Source organism: Streptomyces sp. CC208A, from assembly GCF_030010625.1.
GTDB lineage: Bacteria > Actinomycetota > Actinomycetes > Streptomycetales > Streptomycetaceae > Streptomyces.
In genome coordinates, this window is record NZ_JASCXN010000006.1 from 1 (window position 1) to 14,325 (window position 14,325).

Below are 14,325 nucleotides of genomic sequence, written 5' to 3' on the forward strand. Positions count from 1 at the left end.
GGGCCGTTCCGGAATTCGGGGAGCAGAGGCACGGCCTGGGCCGTACTGCCGCGCGATCCGTACCGGCGAGCCGGTGACGAACACGATGCGGTTGACTCCCACGGGCGCTCTTCTACGCCCACCCCGAAGGGCGCAACGACTCTAGCAGAAATCGCGGAACGTCCCTCAGCGGCGGCCTGGCCCGTCCAGAGGGCGTCCGGCGGAGGCGTTCGAAGCGACGCCGTCCGGTGCGGCGCCGGGGTGCGGGTCGGACGGAGCGTTCCTAGGCTGGGCGCATGGCCGAGGGAGCAGCGGAGACGGAGACCGGGGCGGTGGCGGAGTCCCCGATCGCCGAGAAGCCGCGGATCAAGGAGTACGAGGGTGAGGGCATCACCGTCACCTTCGAGCCGCGCCGCTGTCTGCACGCGGCCGAGTGCCTCCACGGCCTGCCCGAGGTCTTCGAGCTGTCCCGGCGTCCGTGGGTGGTGCCGGACGCCGCCTCGCCGGAGCGGGTCGCCGAGGTGATCCGGCGCTGCCCCTCGGGCGCGCTCCGGTACCACCCGCCGGAGGGCGGCACGCAGGAGCCGCCGGACGCCCCCACCACCGTGCGCCGCTCCCCCTCCGGGCAGTTGGTGGTACGCGGGGACCTGCTGGTCACCGGAGAGGAGGGGGTCCGGCACGAGACGCGGGCGGTGCTCTGCGGCTGCGGGGCCTCGGCGAACCAGCCGTACTGCGACCACTCGGGGCCCTGCGCGGAACCGGACGACGACGTGGCCGAGGAGCGTGAGTAGGACTTTCCGGCGAAGACTTTCCGGCAGGCGGTGACGCACCTCACGTGGGGGGTGAGTGCACGTTCCGGGGTTTCCTCTCGTCCTCCTTGGTGTCAGGTGCCCTGGTGTCGGGGAGACGCACAGGATCCGCAACCACACGAGAGGAGCCGCCGTGTCCGCCGTGATCGAGCAACCCGTCCAGGCCCGTCTGGTCGCTTCCGCTCCCCGGATGGAGACCGTCCCCGCCACCCTGCGCTACGACCGCGAGGACCCCTACGCCGTCAGCATGGCCTTCCCGCCGCCGGCGACCCTGGAGGGCGTCGAGGTCTCCTGGGCCTTCGCCCGCGACCTGCTCGCCCAGGGGGTCGAACGGCCCGCGGGCGACGGGGACGTGCGGCTGCGTCCGTACGGCTACGACCGTACGGTGGTCGAGTTCCACGCCCCGGAGGGCGTGGCGATGGTCCACGTCCGCACCTCGGAGCTGCGCCGTTTCCTGGAGCGCTCGCAGCACCTGGTGCCGGCCGGGCGCGAGCACCAGTACCTGGACTGGGACCGGGACCTGGCCGCGCTGCTCGGCGATCTTCCCTGAGGATCCCGTTGCCGCGAGCCGCGGTAAACCGTTTGCCTCCCCCGTCGGCGGGGTCCTACGGTCGGTGAGGTCAGATCGCCTCCCGATCGGAGAAGGAACGTTGTTCAACTGAGGTCCCGAGACACCGTGCCGTGCGTGCCCCGTGCCGTGCGTGCCGTTCTCGACCTCGGTGGACGAGCCGTTTCCCCACGCTGCCCGCGCCCCGGTGTCTCACGCGTCGCATCACGCCCACGCTCATGCCCGCGCTCGCGGCTCCCGGGAGGCTCCGTGTCACATCAGCCTGTCTTTCTCTCCGCTTCTTCCCTCTCCTTCGCCTGGCCGGACGGCACCGAGGTCTTCGACGGCCTCGACGTGACGGTCGGCCCCGGCCGTACCGGCCTTGTCGGCTCGAACGGCTCGGGGAAATCCACCCTGTTGAAGCTCCTCGCCGGGGAGCTCACGCCCACGGCCGGGGCCGTGCGGACGGCCGGCGAGGTCGGCCGTCTCCCGCAGAACCTGACCCTGGACACCGGCCGGAGGGTCGACGGGATCCTCGGGATCGCCCGGAAGCGGGCGGCGCTGCACGCCATCGAGGCCGGTGATCCGGCCGAGGAGCACTTCGCCATGGTCGGCGACGACTGGGACGTGGAGGAGCGGGCGCTCGCCGTCCTCGACCGGCTCGGTCTCGGCGCGATCGGCCTGGACCGCACGGTCGGCGAGGTGTCCGGCGGCGAGTCGGTGCTGCTGCGGCTCGCGGCGCTGCTGCTGGCCCGGCCCGAGGTGCTGCTGCTCGACGAGCCCACCAACAACCTGGACCTGCAGGCCCGTTCGCGTCTGTACGAGGCCGTGGAGAGCTGGTCGGGGGTGCTGGTGGTGGTCAGTCACGACCGGGAGCTCCTGGAGCGGGTCGACCGGATCGCCGATCTCCACGAGGGCGGGGTGAGCTGGTACGGCGGCCCCTGGTCGGCGTACGAGGAGGCGCTGGCCGCGGAACAGGAGGCGGCGGAGCGGATGGTGCGGGCCGCCGAGGCGGACGTCCAGCGGCAGAAGCGCGAACTGGCGGACGCCCACATGAAGTTGGCGCGCCGACGGCGGTACGCGCAGAAGAGCTTCGAGAACAAGGTGGTGCCGAGGATCGTGGCGAACAACCGTCGGAGCCAGGCGCAGGTGTCGGCGGGCAAGCACCGCGGCCTGCACGCCGGGCGGCTCGCGGAGGCCCGGGAGCGGCTGGACGTGGCGGTGGAGGCGGTGCGGGACGAGGACGAGATCCGGGTCGAGCTGCCGTCCACCTCGGTGCCGCCGGGGCGCGGGGTGCTGCTGCTCCGGGACGTGGAGCTGCGGTACGGGGCCCGGGTCGGCGGCTTCGAGGTGCGGGGCCCGGAGCGGATCGCGCTGGTGGGCCGGAACGGGGCGGGCAAGACGACGCTGCTCAGGACGGTCGCCGGGGAGCTGGAGCCCGTGGCGGGCACGGTGGAGGCGCAGGTGCCGCTCCGTTTCCTGCCGCAGCGCCTCGACGTCCTCGACGACTCCCTGAGCATCGTGGAGAACGTGGCCCGGTTCGCGCCCGCGGCGACGGGGAACGCGATCAGGGCCCGGCTCGCGCGGTTCCTCTTCCGGGGCGCCCGGGCGGATCAGCCGGTGGGCACCCTGTCGGGCGGGGAGCGGTTCCGGGCGACGCTGGCGGCGCTGCTGCTCGCGGAGCCGGCCCCGCAGCTGCTGTTGCTGGACGAGCCGACGAACAGCCTCGACATGGCGTCGGTGCGGAAGCTGACGGCGGCCCTCGACGCGTACGAGGGGGCGCTGGTGGTGGCCGGCCACGACCTGGCGTTCCTGGAGTCGCTGGGGATCACCCGTTGGCTGCTGCTCGACGGGGAGCCGCGGCCGACGACGCCGGAGGAGCTCCGGGGGCTGCTGTCGGCGGCCGGGGAGGGCTCCGGTACCGCCGGTCATCAGCGCTGAGTAGCCGCTCAGTCGCGGTCGGCTGGGGGCGACTGGCGTGACCTGCGTCTCTTTCGCCGGAGCCGAACTGCGTACATAACGGAACGTAACCGGACATCGCGAAGGAGGGGGTTGGTCGGCGTCTTACAGGGGCTTAACCTACGGTCTCGTAACCTACGAGGCCGTAGGTAGTTCCGTTTTCGCCCTTCTCCGCCCCCAGGAGTCCCCGTGACGCTCACCTCTCCCCCCCTCGGCAGCTCGGCAGGGTGGACCGACGCGCGTTTGCTGTACGCGCTGGAAGAGGTGGTGGAGAAGGAGCTCGACCGGCACCTCAAGGTCTACAAGGACTGGATGCCGCACGAGTACGTGCCGTGGTCGGACGGCCGGAACTTCCCGGGCTTCTTCGAGGACGGCGAGGCCTGGGACCCGGCCCAGTCCAAGGTCACGGACATAGGGAAGATCGCGCTCGTGGTGAACCTCCTGACCGAGGACAACCTGCCGAGCTACCACCACGAGATCGCCACCCTCTTCGGCCGCGACGGCGCCTGGGGCACCTGGGTGCACCGCTGGACCGCCGAGGAGGGCCGGCACAGCATCGTCATGCGCGACTACCTGCTCGCCTCCCGCGCCGTCGACCCGGACAAGCTGGAGCAGTTCCGGATGTCGCACATGAGCGAGGGCTTCGAGTCGGACAACCGCCACTCGATGCTGCACTCCGTCGCGTACGTGGCCTTCCAGGAGCTGGCCACCCGCATCTCGCACCGCAACGCCGGCCACCAGTCCGGCGATCCCGTCTGCGACCGGATGCTCGCCCGCATCGCGCTCGACGAGAACCTGCACATGATCTTCTACCGCAACCTGCTGAAGGCGGCCCTGGAGATCGCCCCCGACCTGGCGATGCGGGCCGTGCGGGACGTGGTCGTGAACTTCCGGATGCCCGGCCACGGCATCCCCGGCTTCGAGCGCGCCGCCGCCCAGATGGCGATCGGCGAGGTCTACAACATGCGCATCCACCACGACGACGTGCTCGCGCCGGTGATCCGGCACCTGAAGATCCTGGGTCTCGACGGCCTCGGCCCCGACGGGCTGCGCGCCCAGGAGGAGCTGGGCCTCTTCATGGACGGACTGGACGCGGAGGCCTCGAAGTTCGACGAGAAGCTCGCCGCCCGCAAGGCCCGGATGGCGGCGCGCGCCGCGGGCTGAGCCGTACGACGCCGATCCGTACGGCGCGTCGAGCCGTACGACCGCGGGAGACCGGGGCTGTCGGCCCCGGCCGTCAGCCCCGGGCGTCGCGCCGCCGGAGCCGGAGCCGCTCCTTCTCCGAGAGCCCGCCCCACACGCCGAACCGCTCGTCGTGCGTGAGCGCGTACTCCAGGCAGGCGAGGCGGCCCTCGCAGGCGCCGCAGAGCTGCTTGGCCTCGCGGGTCGAGGAGCCGGGGGCCGGGAAGAAGAACTCGGGACCGGCCTGGGCGCACAGCGCGGTCTCGCGCCAGGCGAGGTCGGCGGCGGGGCGGCGGGCCGGGAGGGTCAGGACGTCGGTCTCGGTCTGCATGGCTCCACCCTGGCGCGGGGCGCTAAACACACCGTCAACGTCCGATCAATGCGGCGCGGCGGGCGTCCCGGAACCGTCCTCGGGCGGCTTCCTCGCCCGGCTCGGCCGGACCCGGCTCGGCTCGCCGGGCATCTTCGGGTGGTCCGGCGGATAGGGCAGGTCCCCGAGGCCGCGCTCGGCCTCGTCGCGCCGGGCCGGTTCGAGGAGCGGTTCCAGGTCGAAGCGCTCCTCGTCCATGTCCGCGTGGACGTCGCCGGCCTCGGCGTACCGGACCGGCATGGTGCGGATGTCGAAGTCCTCCGGGACCGCGTCGTCGATCTCCTCCCAGCGCAGCGGGGCCGAGACGGGGGCGTGCGGCCGGGGTCTGACCGAGTAGGCGGAGGCGATGGTGCGGTCGCGGGCCGCCTGGTTGTAGTCGACGAAGATCCGCTCGCCGCGTTCCTCCTTCCACCACTCCACGGTGACCCGGTCCGGCATCCGCCGTTCCAGCTCCCGCCCGCAGGCGATGGCGGCCCGCCGGACCTCGACGAAGGTCCAGTCGGGGCGGATGGGGACGAGGACGTGCAGGCCGCGCCCGCCGGAGGTCTTGGGCCAGCCGCGCAGGCCGTGCTCGTCGAGGACGGCCCGCAGTTCGCGGGCGGCCCGGACCGCGTCCGCGTAGTCGGTGCCGGGCTGGGGGTCGAGGTCGAGGCGGAGCTCGTCGGGGTGGTCGGTGTCCCCGCGCCGCACCGGCCACGGGTGGAAGGCGACGGCGCCGAGGTTGGCGGCCCAGAGCACGGCGGCCGGTTCGGTGGGGCACGAGGACGCCCGGCTGCCGGGCGCGCCCAGCCGCTGGACCGGCAAGAAGGACCGGTCGTGGGTGGCGCTGCGGCCCGAGCGGGTCTGCGAGGTCGGCCACGACCACATGGAGGGCGACCGCTTCCGGCACACCGCGCGGTTCAAGCGCTGGCGCCCGGACCGCACCCCCGCCTCCTGCGGGTACGCGCAGCTCGACGAGCTCGTCGCGTACGACCTGTCGGACGTGCTGAGCTGACGATCTTCTCGGCCCTGACGCCTCCGCGCCACGTGATTTCCTTCACACCGGGGCCGCCGTCCGGGGGCTTGCGTGCCGTCCGCGCGTGCCGCCTGACGGCCGTCCGCGCGCCCGACACGCGGGGCCTCCGCACCCGGCGGGGCCGGCGCCGTGCCCCGTACCTGCGAGAACGCCGGGGCGGGTGATCACCCTCGCCGGACGGGGGTGTCCGGACCGGCTCCGGTGCCGGTCGCCTCCGGTACGGCGCCGGCGCCGGGGCCGTACCGGAACCGCTCCCGCCATCCGGTACGTATGAGAGCGAGAGCCCTTCCCGTCCGCCCCCACGAACCGCTAGGACTGACCCGTGATCGCCTCGCCCTCCCCCCTCGTCCCCGTCCCGATCCCCGACCGCGTGGCCGCCCTCATCGGCTCCTGTCTGCCCGCGCACGTCCTCCAGGCGGAGATCGAGGCGGACTGCGCTGCGCGCGAGGTCTACCGCTTCCGCGGGCCGCTGTGCGCGGAGGACCGGGCCGACCGCGAGCACGCGCTGGCCGTCCTCGCCCGGGCCAACAAGATCCTGGCCAAGCACCACCCGAGCCTGCCCGTACGCCCCTGAGCCCACAGGTCCCGGACACCCCTGAGCTCCCGGCTCGTACAGCCCTGAACCCGCGTCCCGTACGACCCTGAACCCGTATCCCGTACGGCCCTGCGCTCCGGGCTCGTACGCCCCTGAACCCCCGTCCCAGGCAGGGGCCCTCGGGGCCACCCGTCCGGCGGTGTCCCACGGGCAGCGGGACCGGGCCGGTGTGACGCTGCGAAGGTGACCACGACCAGCGACGCAGCACCCGCGCCCCCGGCCGCGCCCGCACCGCCCGTGCTCGACGGCCGCCGCCGCAACATCGTGTTCGGCACGATCATGCTCGGCGTCCTCCTGGCCGCGCTCGACCAGACCATCGTGGGCACCGCCCTGCCCACGATCGTCTCGGACCTCGGCGGCGCCGCCCACATGTCGTGGGTCGTCACCTCCTACCTCCTCGCCGAGACCGTGGCGACGGTCCTGGTCGGCAAGTTCGGCGACCTCTTCGGCCGCAAGGTGGTCTTCCAGATCTCGGCGGTCGTCTTCATCACCGGCTCGTTCCTCTGCGGCCTCGCCACCAACATGACGCTGCTGATCGTCTGGCGCGGCCTCCAGGGCGTCGGCGCCGGCGGTCTCATGGTCACCTCGATGGCGCTGATCGCCGATGTCATCCCGCTGCGCGAACGCGGCAAGTACCAGGGCGCGATCGGGGCCGTGTTCGGCGTCTCGACGGTCATCGGGCCGCTGCTCGGCGGCCTGTTCACCGACCACGCGAGCTGGCGCTGGGCGTTCTACGTCAACGTGCCGATCGCGATCCTGGTCGTCATCGCCGCCGCCCGCACGATCCCCTCGGTCCGCTCGGCGGCCCGGCCGGTCATCGACTACCTCGGCATCGCGCTCGTCGCGGTCGGCTCCAGCGCACTGATCCTGGCGACCAGTTGGGGCGGCAACGAGTACGCGTGGGGCTCCGGCGTCATCATCGGACTCTTCGTCGGCGGTCTCCTCGCCCTCGGTCTCTTCTGCTGGGCGGAGACCCGGGCCGCCGAACCGATGCTGCCCATGCGGCTCTTCCGCAATCCGGTCTTCACCGTCTGCTCGGTGCTCAGCTTCGTCGTCGGCTTCGCGATGCTCGGCGCGATGACCTTCCTGCCGACCTATCTCCAGTACGTGGACGGGGATTCGGCGACGGTCTCCGGCATCCGGACGCTGCCGATGGTGGTCGGCCTGCTCATCGCCTCCGTCTACAGCGGCACCATGGTCAGCAGGACCGGGCAGTACCGGATCTTCCCCATCCTCGGCTGTGCCGTCATGGGGCTCGGGCTCTATCTGCTCTCGCGGATGGACCCGGCCACCAGCACCTGGCTGGAGTCGCTGTACATGTTCGTGCTCGGCGTCGGCATCGGCCTGTGCATGCAGGTCCTGACGATCGTCGTGCAGAACACCGTCGACTACGCCGACCTCGGCACCGCCACCTCCGGCGTCACCTTCTTCCGCACGCTGGGCAGCTCCTTCGGCACCGCCGTCTTCGGCACGATCTACGCCAACTCCCTGAAGCCCAACCTCACCGCCGGGGTCGCCGAGGCGTCCGCCCTCGGCGCTCCGGCCGGCCTCTCCCCGGCGGAGGTCGCGGGGGCCTCGCAGAGCCCGGCCGGGGTCCACTCGCTGCCGGACGGCGTCGCCGGGCCGATCGTGCGGGCCTACGCCGACACCCTGCACACCGTCTTCCTGTGGACCGTGCCCGTCGCCGTCGTCGGCTTCGTCGTCGCCCTCTTCCTCAAGCAGGTGAAGCTGCGCGACTCGGCCCGGGAGGCCGCCCCCGACATGGGCGAGGGCTTCGCCTCACCCACGAGCAGCGGCGACTCCGCGAAGCTGCTCGAACTCGCCGTGGGACGGCTGCTGCGCCGGGTCGACCGGGACACCGCCCGCCGGATCGTCGCCGACTCCGACACCCGGCTCGACACGGCCGGCGCCTGGGCGGTGATGCAGGTGGAGCTGTACACGCGGACGGTCGGCCACGCGAGCCTCGGTCTCATCGCGGCGGGCCGGCGGGTGCCGCCGGAGGTCCTCCTCCCCGTCTTCGACCGGATGGTCGACGAGGGCTACCTCACCCGGGACGGCAACCTCCTCTCGCACACTCCGGCCGGCGCCCGCGAGGCCGAGGTCATCACCCGCGCCTGGGGCGACTGGCTCGCCGACCGCCTGGAGCGGGAACGCGGCCGCCCCAGCGGTCCCGAACTCCGCGCCGCGGCCGACGCGATCGCCAAGAAGGCGGTGGCGGAGGACCTGTCCACGGGCCTCCCGGCAGGCCGCCCGGAGGAGCGGCGGACGGTCACCGCCGGGCGCTGAGCCGACGGGCGGCCGTGCCCCGGAAACCCGCTCGCGCGAGGGGGCGCGGGACAGGAGGATCGGCCCATGAGTCTCCTCGTCCACACCTTCGTCCTCGACGCCGACGGCACCTGGGAACTCCTGGAGGACCCTCCGGGCGGCCTCACCCTGGCCGGCTTCGAGAGCACCCGCGGCAAGCTGTGGGGCTCCACGGGGATGCGCGCCCTCGGCGCCCGGTTCTTCCCCCGCCTCGACGGCGACGACCTCCACGTGCAGCCGGAGGAGGTCGAGGACTTCCTCGCCGAGTGCGAGGCGGTCCCGCCGCACCTGGCCGCCCTCGCCGAGCACAGCGGCTGCACCGAGGAGTACGTCACCGCGCGCTTCGGCAACATCGTCGCCGCGGCCCGGCGCGCCGAGGAGGTCGGCGGAGGGGTCCTCGTCCGGTGAGACCGGTCAGTCGTCGAGGAAGTCGCCGTCCACGTACACCCAGGCGCCGTCGTGGCGGGTGAAGCGGCTGCGCTCGTACAGGGAGCCGGGCTCGCCGCCGTGGACGTACCGGGCCAGGAAGGTCACCGTGCCCCGCTGGTGGAAGGCGGTGCCCTCGGTCGTCTCCCGGATCTCCAGGCCCGTCCACCGCATGGCGGGGTCGAGGTCGAGGGTCCCGGGGCGGGTCCCGGGGGCCCAGGTGCGCAGCAGGTAGGCCGTGTCGCGGACGACGAAGGCGCTGTAGCGGGAGCGCATCAGGAGTTCGGCGGTGGGCGCGGTGCCGCCCGTACCGCTGTGGAAGCGGCCGCAGCAGGCGCCGTACGCGGCGTCGAGCCCGCAGGGGCAGGGCGAGCCGGCGGTGACCGGGGCGGGCGCGGGCGTGCGGGGGCGGGTCTTGCGTCGGGACATGCGGTCATTCTCCCTCAGCGTCTGCCCGGGATGCGGACGGCCGCGTGGACGCCGGGGTCGGTCCGGGCCGTCCGGCGGGGGCGGCCGAGTAGCGTACGGGCCATGCGACTGACGATTCTCGGAGGCGGCGGGTTCCGGGTGCCGCTGGTGTACGGCGCGCTGCTCGGCGACCACGCCGAGGGGCGGATCACCCACGTCACCCTGCACGATCTCGACGGGGACCGGCTGGCGGCCGTGGGACGGGTCCTCGCCGAACAGGCCGAGGGGGTGCCGGACGCGCCGGTCGTCACGGCCACCACCGACCTCGACGAGGCGCTGCGCGGGGCGGACTTCGTCTTCTCGGCGATCCGGGTCGGCGGTCTGGAGGGCCGGGCGGCCGACGAGCGGGTGGCGCTGGCCGAGGGGGTGCTCGGTCAGGAGACGGTGGGCGCGGGCGGGATCGCGTACGGCCTGCGGACCGTGCCGGTCGCCGTCTCCCTCGCCCGCCGGATCGCCGCGCTCGCCCCGGACGCCTGGGTCATCAACTTCACCAATCCGGCGGGGCTGGTCACCGAGGCGATGTCCCGGGTGCTCGGCGACCGGGTCATCGGCATCTGCGACTCCCCCGTCGGTCTCGGCCGCCGGGTCGCGCGGGTGCTCGGCGCGGACCCGGACCGGGTGTGGATCGACTACGCGGGCCTCAACCACCTGGGGTGGCTGCGCGGGCTGCGGGTGGACGGCCGTGACGAGCTGCCCCGGCTCCTCGCGGACGAGGCGCTGCTCGGCTCCTTCGAGGAGGGGAGGCTCTTCGGCACCGAGTGGCTGCGGGCCCTTGGCGCGGTCCCCAACGAGTACCTGCACTACTACTACTTCAACCGGGAGGCGGTCGCCTCCTACCGGGGCGCGGAGCGGACCCGGGGCGCGTACCTCCTGGACCAGCAGGCCGGTTTCTACGCGGAGGCCGGCAAGCCGGGGGCGCGGGCCCTGGACGCCTGGCGTCGCACGCTGGCCGACCGGGAGGCGACGTACATGGCGCACAACCGGGAGGCGGCCGGCGCCGGGGAGCGGGCCGAGGAGGACCTGGAGCCGGGCGGCTACGAGCAGGTGGCGCTGGCGCTGATGCGGGCGATCGCGCGCGGCGAGCGGGCCACGCTGATCCTGAACGTGCGCAACGGCACGACGCTGCCGGGCCTCGACGCGGACGCGGTGGTCGAGGTGCCGTGCCTGGTGGACGCGAACGGCGCCCGGCCGGTGGCGGTGGACCCGCTGCCGTACCACGCGATGGGGCTGGTGTCGGCGGTGAAGGCGGTGGAGCGGGAGGTGCTCGCGGCGGCGGAGAGCGGTGCGCGGGCGGACGCGGTGCGGGCCTTCGCGCTGCACCCGCTGGTGGACTCGGTGACGGTGGCCCGCCGGCTGCTCGACGGCTACACGGCCGTGCACCCGGGGCTCGCGTACCTGCGCGGATAGGAGAAGGGGGAAGGCCCGCGGGCCTTCCCCCTGATACGTGGACGGGTACGGGTACGGGTCAGGGCTTGCGGGCCACGGCGGCCCAGCCCGGGATCGGGTCGTCGCCCTGGACCGGCACCGGCTCGCCCAGCTCGGGGTGCCACTCGGCGGTGAGCGACACCCCGGGCTCGACGAGCTCCAGGCCGTCGAAGAAGGCGGCGAGTTCGTCGCGGGAGCGGGGTCGCAGGGTCAGGCCGCGGGCCTTGTACATGCCGACGGCCTTCGCCGCGCCCTCGGGGTCGAAGTCCCCGGTCACCTGCGAGAGGACGAGGTAGCTGCCGGGGGCGAGCTGGTCGACGAGCTTGGCGACGATGTCGTGGGCGCCGTCCTCGTCCCCCAGGAAGTGGAGCAGGGCCAGCATCGAGAGCGCGACGGGCTGGTCGAAGTCAAGGACCTTTCCGGCCCTTTCGAGGATGCTCTCGGGGTCGCGGGCGTCCGCCTGGATGTAGTCGGTGGCCCCCTCGGGGGTGGAGCGCAGCAGGGCGGCCGCGTGCGCGAGCACGATCGGGTCGTTGTCGCAGTAGACGATCCGGGACTCCGGCGCGGCCTCCTGCGCGATCTGGTGCAGGTTGGGCTCGGTCGGGATCCCGGTGCCGACGTCCAGGTACTGGCGCACGCCCTGGGCGCTGAGCCAGCGGATGGCGCGGTGCATGAAGGCGCGGTTGACCCGGGCCATGTCACGGCCTCGGGCGTCGACGGTGAGGAGCTGGCGGGCCATCTCCTCGTCGACGGGGTAGTTGTCCTTGCCGCCCAGGAACCAGTCGTACATCCGCGCGGGATGCGGCTTGCTGGTGTCGATCCGGATCTCGCTGCGGGCGGATGCGGGGTCCTGGGTCATCGTCGGCTCTCCTGGTCGGGACGAACGGGTGGCGCTGCTACAAGAGTTACGCGACCGCGGACGCGGTGCGGAAGGGTCAGGTGAGCAGGAAGTCAGCCTGACCGGATTTGGCCCCCGCGATGAACGCGGCGATCTCCCCGTGGGTGTAGATGAGGGCGGGTCCTTCAGGGTCTGCGGACTGTCGCACGGCGACCCTGCCGTCGGCCAGTTTCATGGCCTCCACGCAGTTGCCCCCGTTCCCGCCGCTCCAGGGCTTGTGCCATCCCTCGGCACCGAGCTCCGCGGCGGGCATGCCGTTGTATATGCGATCCATTCACAGCTCCTTGCGGAGAACCCGGAGGATCTCCTTCGTGCGTTGTGCAGTCGCGGCCTGCGCCGCCATCCGGTCCATGACCTCCAGGTGGGACGCCACCTCGGGGCGCGCGTCGAGGTAGACGGCGCCGGTCAGGTACTCGCTGTAGACCATGTCCGGGAGTTCGGGCATGGCGAAGCGGAAGAGGACGAACGGACCGTACGTGCCGGGGTGGTGGCCGGACGCGAACTCCGCGATCTGCAGGGTGACGTTCGGCAGCTCGGACACTTCGAGCAGCCGGTCGAGCTGGTCGCGCATCACCTCGGGCCCGTCGCCGACCGGCCGGCGGAACACCGTCTCGTCCATGATCACCCAGAACTTGGGGGCGTCCTCCCTGGTCAGCAGGGACTGGCGCTCCATCCGCAGGGCCACATGCCGATCGATGTCCTCTTCCCGCGCGGCGTCACCGCCGCCGCCGACCGCCCCGCTGCGCAGAATGGCGCGGGCGTACTCCTCGGTCTGGAGCAGACCGGGGACGAACTGGGGTTCGTAGGCCCGGATGAGGCTCGCGGCCCCCTCCAGGCTGACGTACATGGAGAACCAGCCGGGCAGCACGTCGTGGAACCGCTGCCACCAGCCGGGCAGGTTGGCCTCCTCGGCGAGGGCGAGGAACGCCTCCGCCTCGGGCCCCGTGACGCCGTACGCCTTCAGCAGCAGCTGGACGTACGGGATCTTCAGCGCGACCTCCGCGGTCTCCATGCGGCGGACCGTGGCCGGGGCGACGTGGAGGACCTTGGCGGCCTCCTCCCGCTTGAGGCCGGCCCGCTCGCGCAGATCCTGCAGACGCTTGCCGAGGACGACCTGTCCCACTGTGGGGGCGGACCGCGGCTCGCTCACTCTCAGACCTCCCCGACGCGCTGTTTCGACGAGTGTGCCACGAAGCTCGGCCAGAGAGAACACGGCACTCTGCAATTTTCAGAGTGCCACTTGCCAAGTGTCCGAGTCAGGAGGACAGTGTTCCGGTGAACCAGTACGGACTGTTGCCGGTGCGCCCATGGAGCCCTGCGACGGCGACGTACGGCAGTCCTGCCCACTGTTGTGAGGAACCGGTCGTGGCTTCTGGTAACGCGCAGCCCTCAGGTCTCGTGAGCCCCCGCGTCATGGCCCAGCGCCCCCAGCCCCGCCACGATCCCGCCCGCCGCGAGCCCGCCCGGCACCCTCACGATCCGGTCCACCGCTTCGCCTTCGAGCTGCCCGCCCGCACCGAGTCGGTGAGCCGCGCCCGCCGCCTGACCGAGGAGCGGCTGATCCTCTGGGGCTGCGGCCCCGAGATACGCGACACGGCCGCCCTGGTCGTCTCGGAACTGGTCACCAACGCGGTGCTGCACACCGCGAGCAGCCGGATCGTCTGCGAGCTCCGCGAGGGCCTCGCCGCCCTCCGCATCGCCGTCCGCGACGAGGGCGGCGCCGCGGGCCCCCGGATACGCGACTGCGGCGCGGACGAACGGGGCCGCGGACTCCTCATCGTCGACGCGCTGTGCGCGGCCTGGGGCGCCGAGCGCACCGGCCACGGCACGGCCCAGACCGTCTGGGCGGAGCTCGCCCACGGTCTGGGGGAGCCATGCTGAGGTCCGTGGCGCACCTGCTCGCCCCCCGCGCCCGCAGGTCCCCTTCGAGCGGCCGCGCCCCCGCCGTCGCCTCCACCCGCCTCACGGTCCCCGCCGGTCTGCACACCGGCCTCGGCTGCGACGCCGTCGGCGTCCCCGCCCGCTTCGGCTTCAAGATCCTCTCCCGGCTCCCCGCCAAGGGCTGCGTGTACGCCGACACCGACTGGTGGTGGTGGCTCGTCCCCGCCGGCTCCGACCTCGACCTGGCCTGGCCGCTGCCCGCCTGCTACGCCCCCGGCGCCGAGATTCCCGACCGCGGCCCGCGCCTGATCCACCACCCGGACGGCACCTCGCCCTACACCCCGCCGATCCCCCTCTACCTGCTCGCCTGCCAGCTCACCGGCGTGGCCCCGGCATGGCCGGCCCCCCAGGTGCGCACCGCCCTGTGACCGTCCGATCTATGACCATCCGGCCCCCCGGCTGCGTAG

15 protein-coding genes and 2 pseudogenes are annotated in these 14,325 nt (G+C 73.0%); 11 read left to right on the forward strand and 6 right to left on the reverse strand.

Going from position 1 to position 14,325, the window contains the following annotated elements; translation table 11 throughout:
* Positions 1-275 precede the first annotated feature (275 nt).
* The 4 genes from QK442_RS09290 to QK442_RS09305 all read left to right on the forward strand — a co-directional run bounded on the left by QK442_RS09290 (position 276) and on the right by QK442_RS09305 (position 4,458).
* Positions 276-770 (forward strand): (4Fe-4S)-binding protein, encoded by a 495-nt coding sequence (locus QK442_RS09290; RefSeq protein WP_282693401.1) that lies wholly within the window; start codon positions 276-278, stop codon positions 768-770.
* A 151-nt stretch (positions 771-921) separates the two neighbouring features.
* Positions 922-1,338 (forward strand): SsgA family sporulation/cell division regulator, encoded by a 417-nt coding sequence (locus tag QK442_RS09295; RefSeq protein WP_282693402.1) that lies wholly within the window; start codon positions 922-924, stop codon positions 1,336-1,338.
* Between the two features lie 267 nt (positions 1,339-1,605).
* Positions 1,606-3,276 carry an ATP-binding cassette domain-containing protein gene (locus QK442_RS09300; RefSeq protein WP_282693403.1) on the forward strand — a complete coding sequence of 557 codons (1,671 nt, stop codon included), beginning with the start codon at positions 1,606-1,608 and terminating at the stop codon, positions 3,274-3,276.
* A 207-nt stretch (positions 3,277-3,483) separates the two neighbouring features.
* On the forward strand, positions 3,484-4,458 hold the full coding sequence (locus tag QK442_RS09305; protein WP_282693404.1) for an acyl-ACP desaturase: 975 nt from the start codon (positions 3,484-3,486) through the stop codon (positions 4,456-4,458).
* 73 nt (positions 4,459-4,531) lie between these two features.
* On the opposite strand, the gene QK442_RS09310 is transcribed toward QK442_RS09305, so the two are convergent.
* A complete protein-coding gene (locus QK442_RS09310) occupies positions 4,532-4,807 on the reverse strand; it encodes a WhiB family transcriptional regulator (protein ID WP_282693405.1) in 276 nt (91 codons plus the stop codon).
* A gap of 45 nt (positions 4,808-4,852) precedes the next feature.
* A pseudogene (locus tag QK442_RS09315) lies at positions 4,853-5,617 on the reverse strand (DNA primase small subunit domain-containing protein); the annotation flags it as partial.
* On the opposite strand from QK442_RS09315, the pseudogene QK442_RS09320 reads away from it, so the two are divergent.
* The 4 genes and pseudogenes from QK442_RS09320 to QK442_RS09335 all read left to right on the forward strand — a co-directional run.
* Positions 5,604-5,840: pseudogene (locus tag QK442_RS09320) on the forward strand (ATP-dependent DNA ligase); the annotation flags it as partial. The pseudogenes QK442_RS09315 and QK442_RS09320 overlap by 14 nt on opposite strands.
* A gap of 343 nt (positions 5,841-6,183) precedes the next feature.
* Complete coding sequence (locus QK442_RS09325; RefSeq protein ID WP_150235043.1) at positions 6,184-6,435, forward strand: hypothetical protein; 252 nt, start codon at positions 6,184-6,186, stop codon at positions 6,433-6,435.
* A 204-nt stretch (positions 6,436-6,639) separates the two neighbouring features.
* Positions 6,640-8,742, forward strand: coding sequence for an MDR family MFS transporter (locus tag QK442_RS09330; protein ID WP_282693406.1), 2,103 nt, complete (start codon positions 6,640-6,642; stop codon positions 8,740-8,742).
* Positions 8,743-8,808: 66 nt separating this feature from the next.
* Positions 8,809-9,168, forward strand: a complete 360-nt coding sequence (locus QK442_RS09335; protein WP_282693407.1) for a hypothetical protein — start codon at positions 8,809-8,811, stop codon at positions 9,166-9,168.
* A 6-nt stretch (positions 9,169-9,174) separates the two neighbouring features.
* On the opposite strand, the gene QK442_RS09340 is transcribed toward QK442_RS09335, so the two are convergent.
* Entirely contained in the window at positions 9,175-9,615 is a 441-nt protein-coding gene (locus tag QK442_RS09340) for a YchJ family metal-binding protein (RefSeq protein ID WP_282693408.1), read from the reverse strand.
* A gap of 102 nt (positions 9,616-9,717) precedes the next feature.
* Between QK442_RS09340 and QK442_RS09345 the strand changes: the two genes are divergently transcribed.
* Positions 9,718-11,061, forward strand: coding sequence for a 6-phospho-beta-glucosidase (locus QK442_RS09345; protein WP_282693409.1), 1,344 nt, complete (start codon positions 9,718-9,720; stop codon positions 11,059-11,061).
* A gap of 58 nt (positions 11,062-11,119) precedes the next feature.
* Here QK442_RS09345 and QK442_RS09350 read toward each other — a convergent pair whose 3' ends face one another.
* The 3 genes from QK442_RS09350 to QK442_RS09360 all read right to left on the reverse strand — a co-directional run bounded on the left by QK442_RS09350 (position 11,120) and on the right by QK442_RS09360 (position 13,127).
* Positions 11,120-11,938, reverse strand: coding sequence for an SAM-dependent methyltransferase (locus QK442_RS09350; RefSeq protein ID WP_282693410.1), 819 nt, complete (start codon positions 11,936-11,938; stop codon positions 11,120-11,122).
* Between the two features lie 76 nt (positions 11,939-12,014).
* On the reverse strand, positions 12,015-12,251 hold the full coding sequence (locus QK442_RS09355; protein WP_030495614.1) for a DUF397 domain-containing protein: 237 nt from the start codon (positions 12,249-12,251) through the stop codon (positions 12,015-12,017).
* Entirely contained in the window at positions 12,252-13,127 is an 876-nt protein-coding gene (locus tag QK442_RS09360; RefSeq protein ID WP_282693411.1) for a helix-turn-helix transcriptional regulator, read from the reverse strand.
* 215 nt (positions 13,128-13,342) lie between these two features.
* On the opposite strand from QK442_RS09360, the gene QK442_RS09365 reads away from it, so the two are divergent.
* The gene (locus QK442_RS09365) at positions 13,343-13,858 is read left to right on the forward strand and encodes an ATP-binding protein (protein WP_282693412.1); all 516 of its coding nucleotides are present in this window, start codon (positions 13,343-13,345) and stop codon (positions 13,856-13,858) included.
* Entirely contained in the window at positions 13,852-14,286 is a 435-nt protein-coding gene (locus QK442_RS09370) for a hypothetical protein (protein ID WP_282693413.1), read from the forward strand. The genes QK442_RS09365 and QK442_RS09370 overlap by 7 nt, the downstream gene beginning before the upstream one ends.
* Positions 14,287-14,325 lie beyond the last annotated feature (39 nt).

Bases quoted from the DNA above. Each gene is read 5' to 3' on its own strand.
- QK442_RS09355 (WP_030495614.1), bottom strand. From the start codon at position 12,251: ATGGATCGCATATACAACGGCATGCCCGCCGCGGAGCTCGGTGCCGAG.
- QK442_RS09340 (WP_282693408.1), bottom strand. From the start codon at position 9,615: ATGTCCCGACGCAAGACCCGCCCCCGCACGCCCGCGCCCGCCCCGGTC.
- QK442_RS09370 (WP_282693413.1), top strand. From the start codon at position 13,852: ATGCTGAGGTCCGTGGCGCACCTGCTCGCCCCCCGCGCCCGCAGGTCC.
- QK442_RS09310 (WP_282693405.1), bottom strand. From the start codon at position 4,807: ATGCAGACCGAGACCGACGTCCTGACCCTCCCGGCCCGCCGCCCCGCC.
- QK442_RS09350 (WP_282693410.1), bottom strand. From the start codon at position 11,938: ATGACCCAGGACCCCGCATCCGCCCGCAGCGAGATCCGGATCGACACC.
- QK442_RS09335 (WP_282693407.1), top strand. From the start codon at position 8,809: ATGAGTCTCCTCGTCCACACCTTCGTCCTCGACGCCGACGGCACCTGG.
- QK442_RS09345 (WP_282693409.1), top strand. From the start codon at position 9,718: ATGCGACTGACGATTCTCGGAGGCGGCGGGTTCCGGGTGCCGCTGGTG.
- QK442_RS09290 (WP_282693401.1), top strand. From the start codon at position 276: ATGGCCGAGGGAGCAGCGGAGACGGAGACCGGGGCGGTGGCGGAGTCC.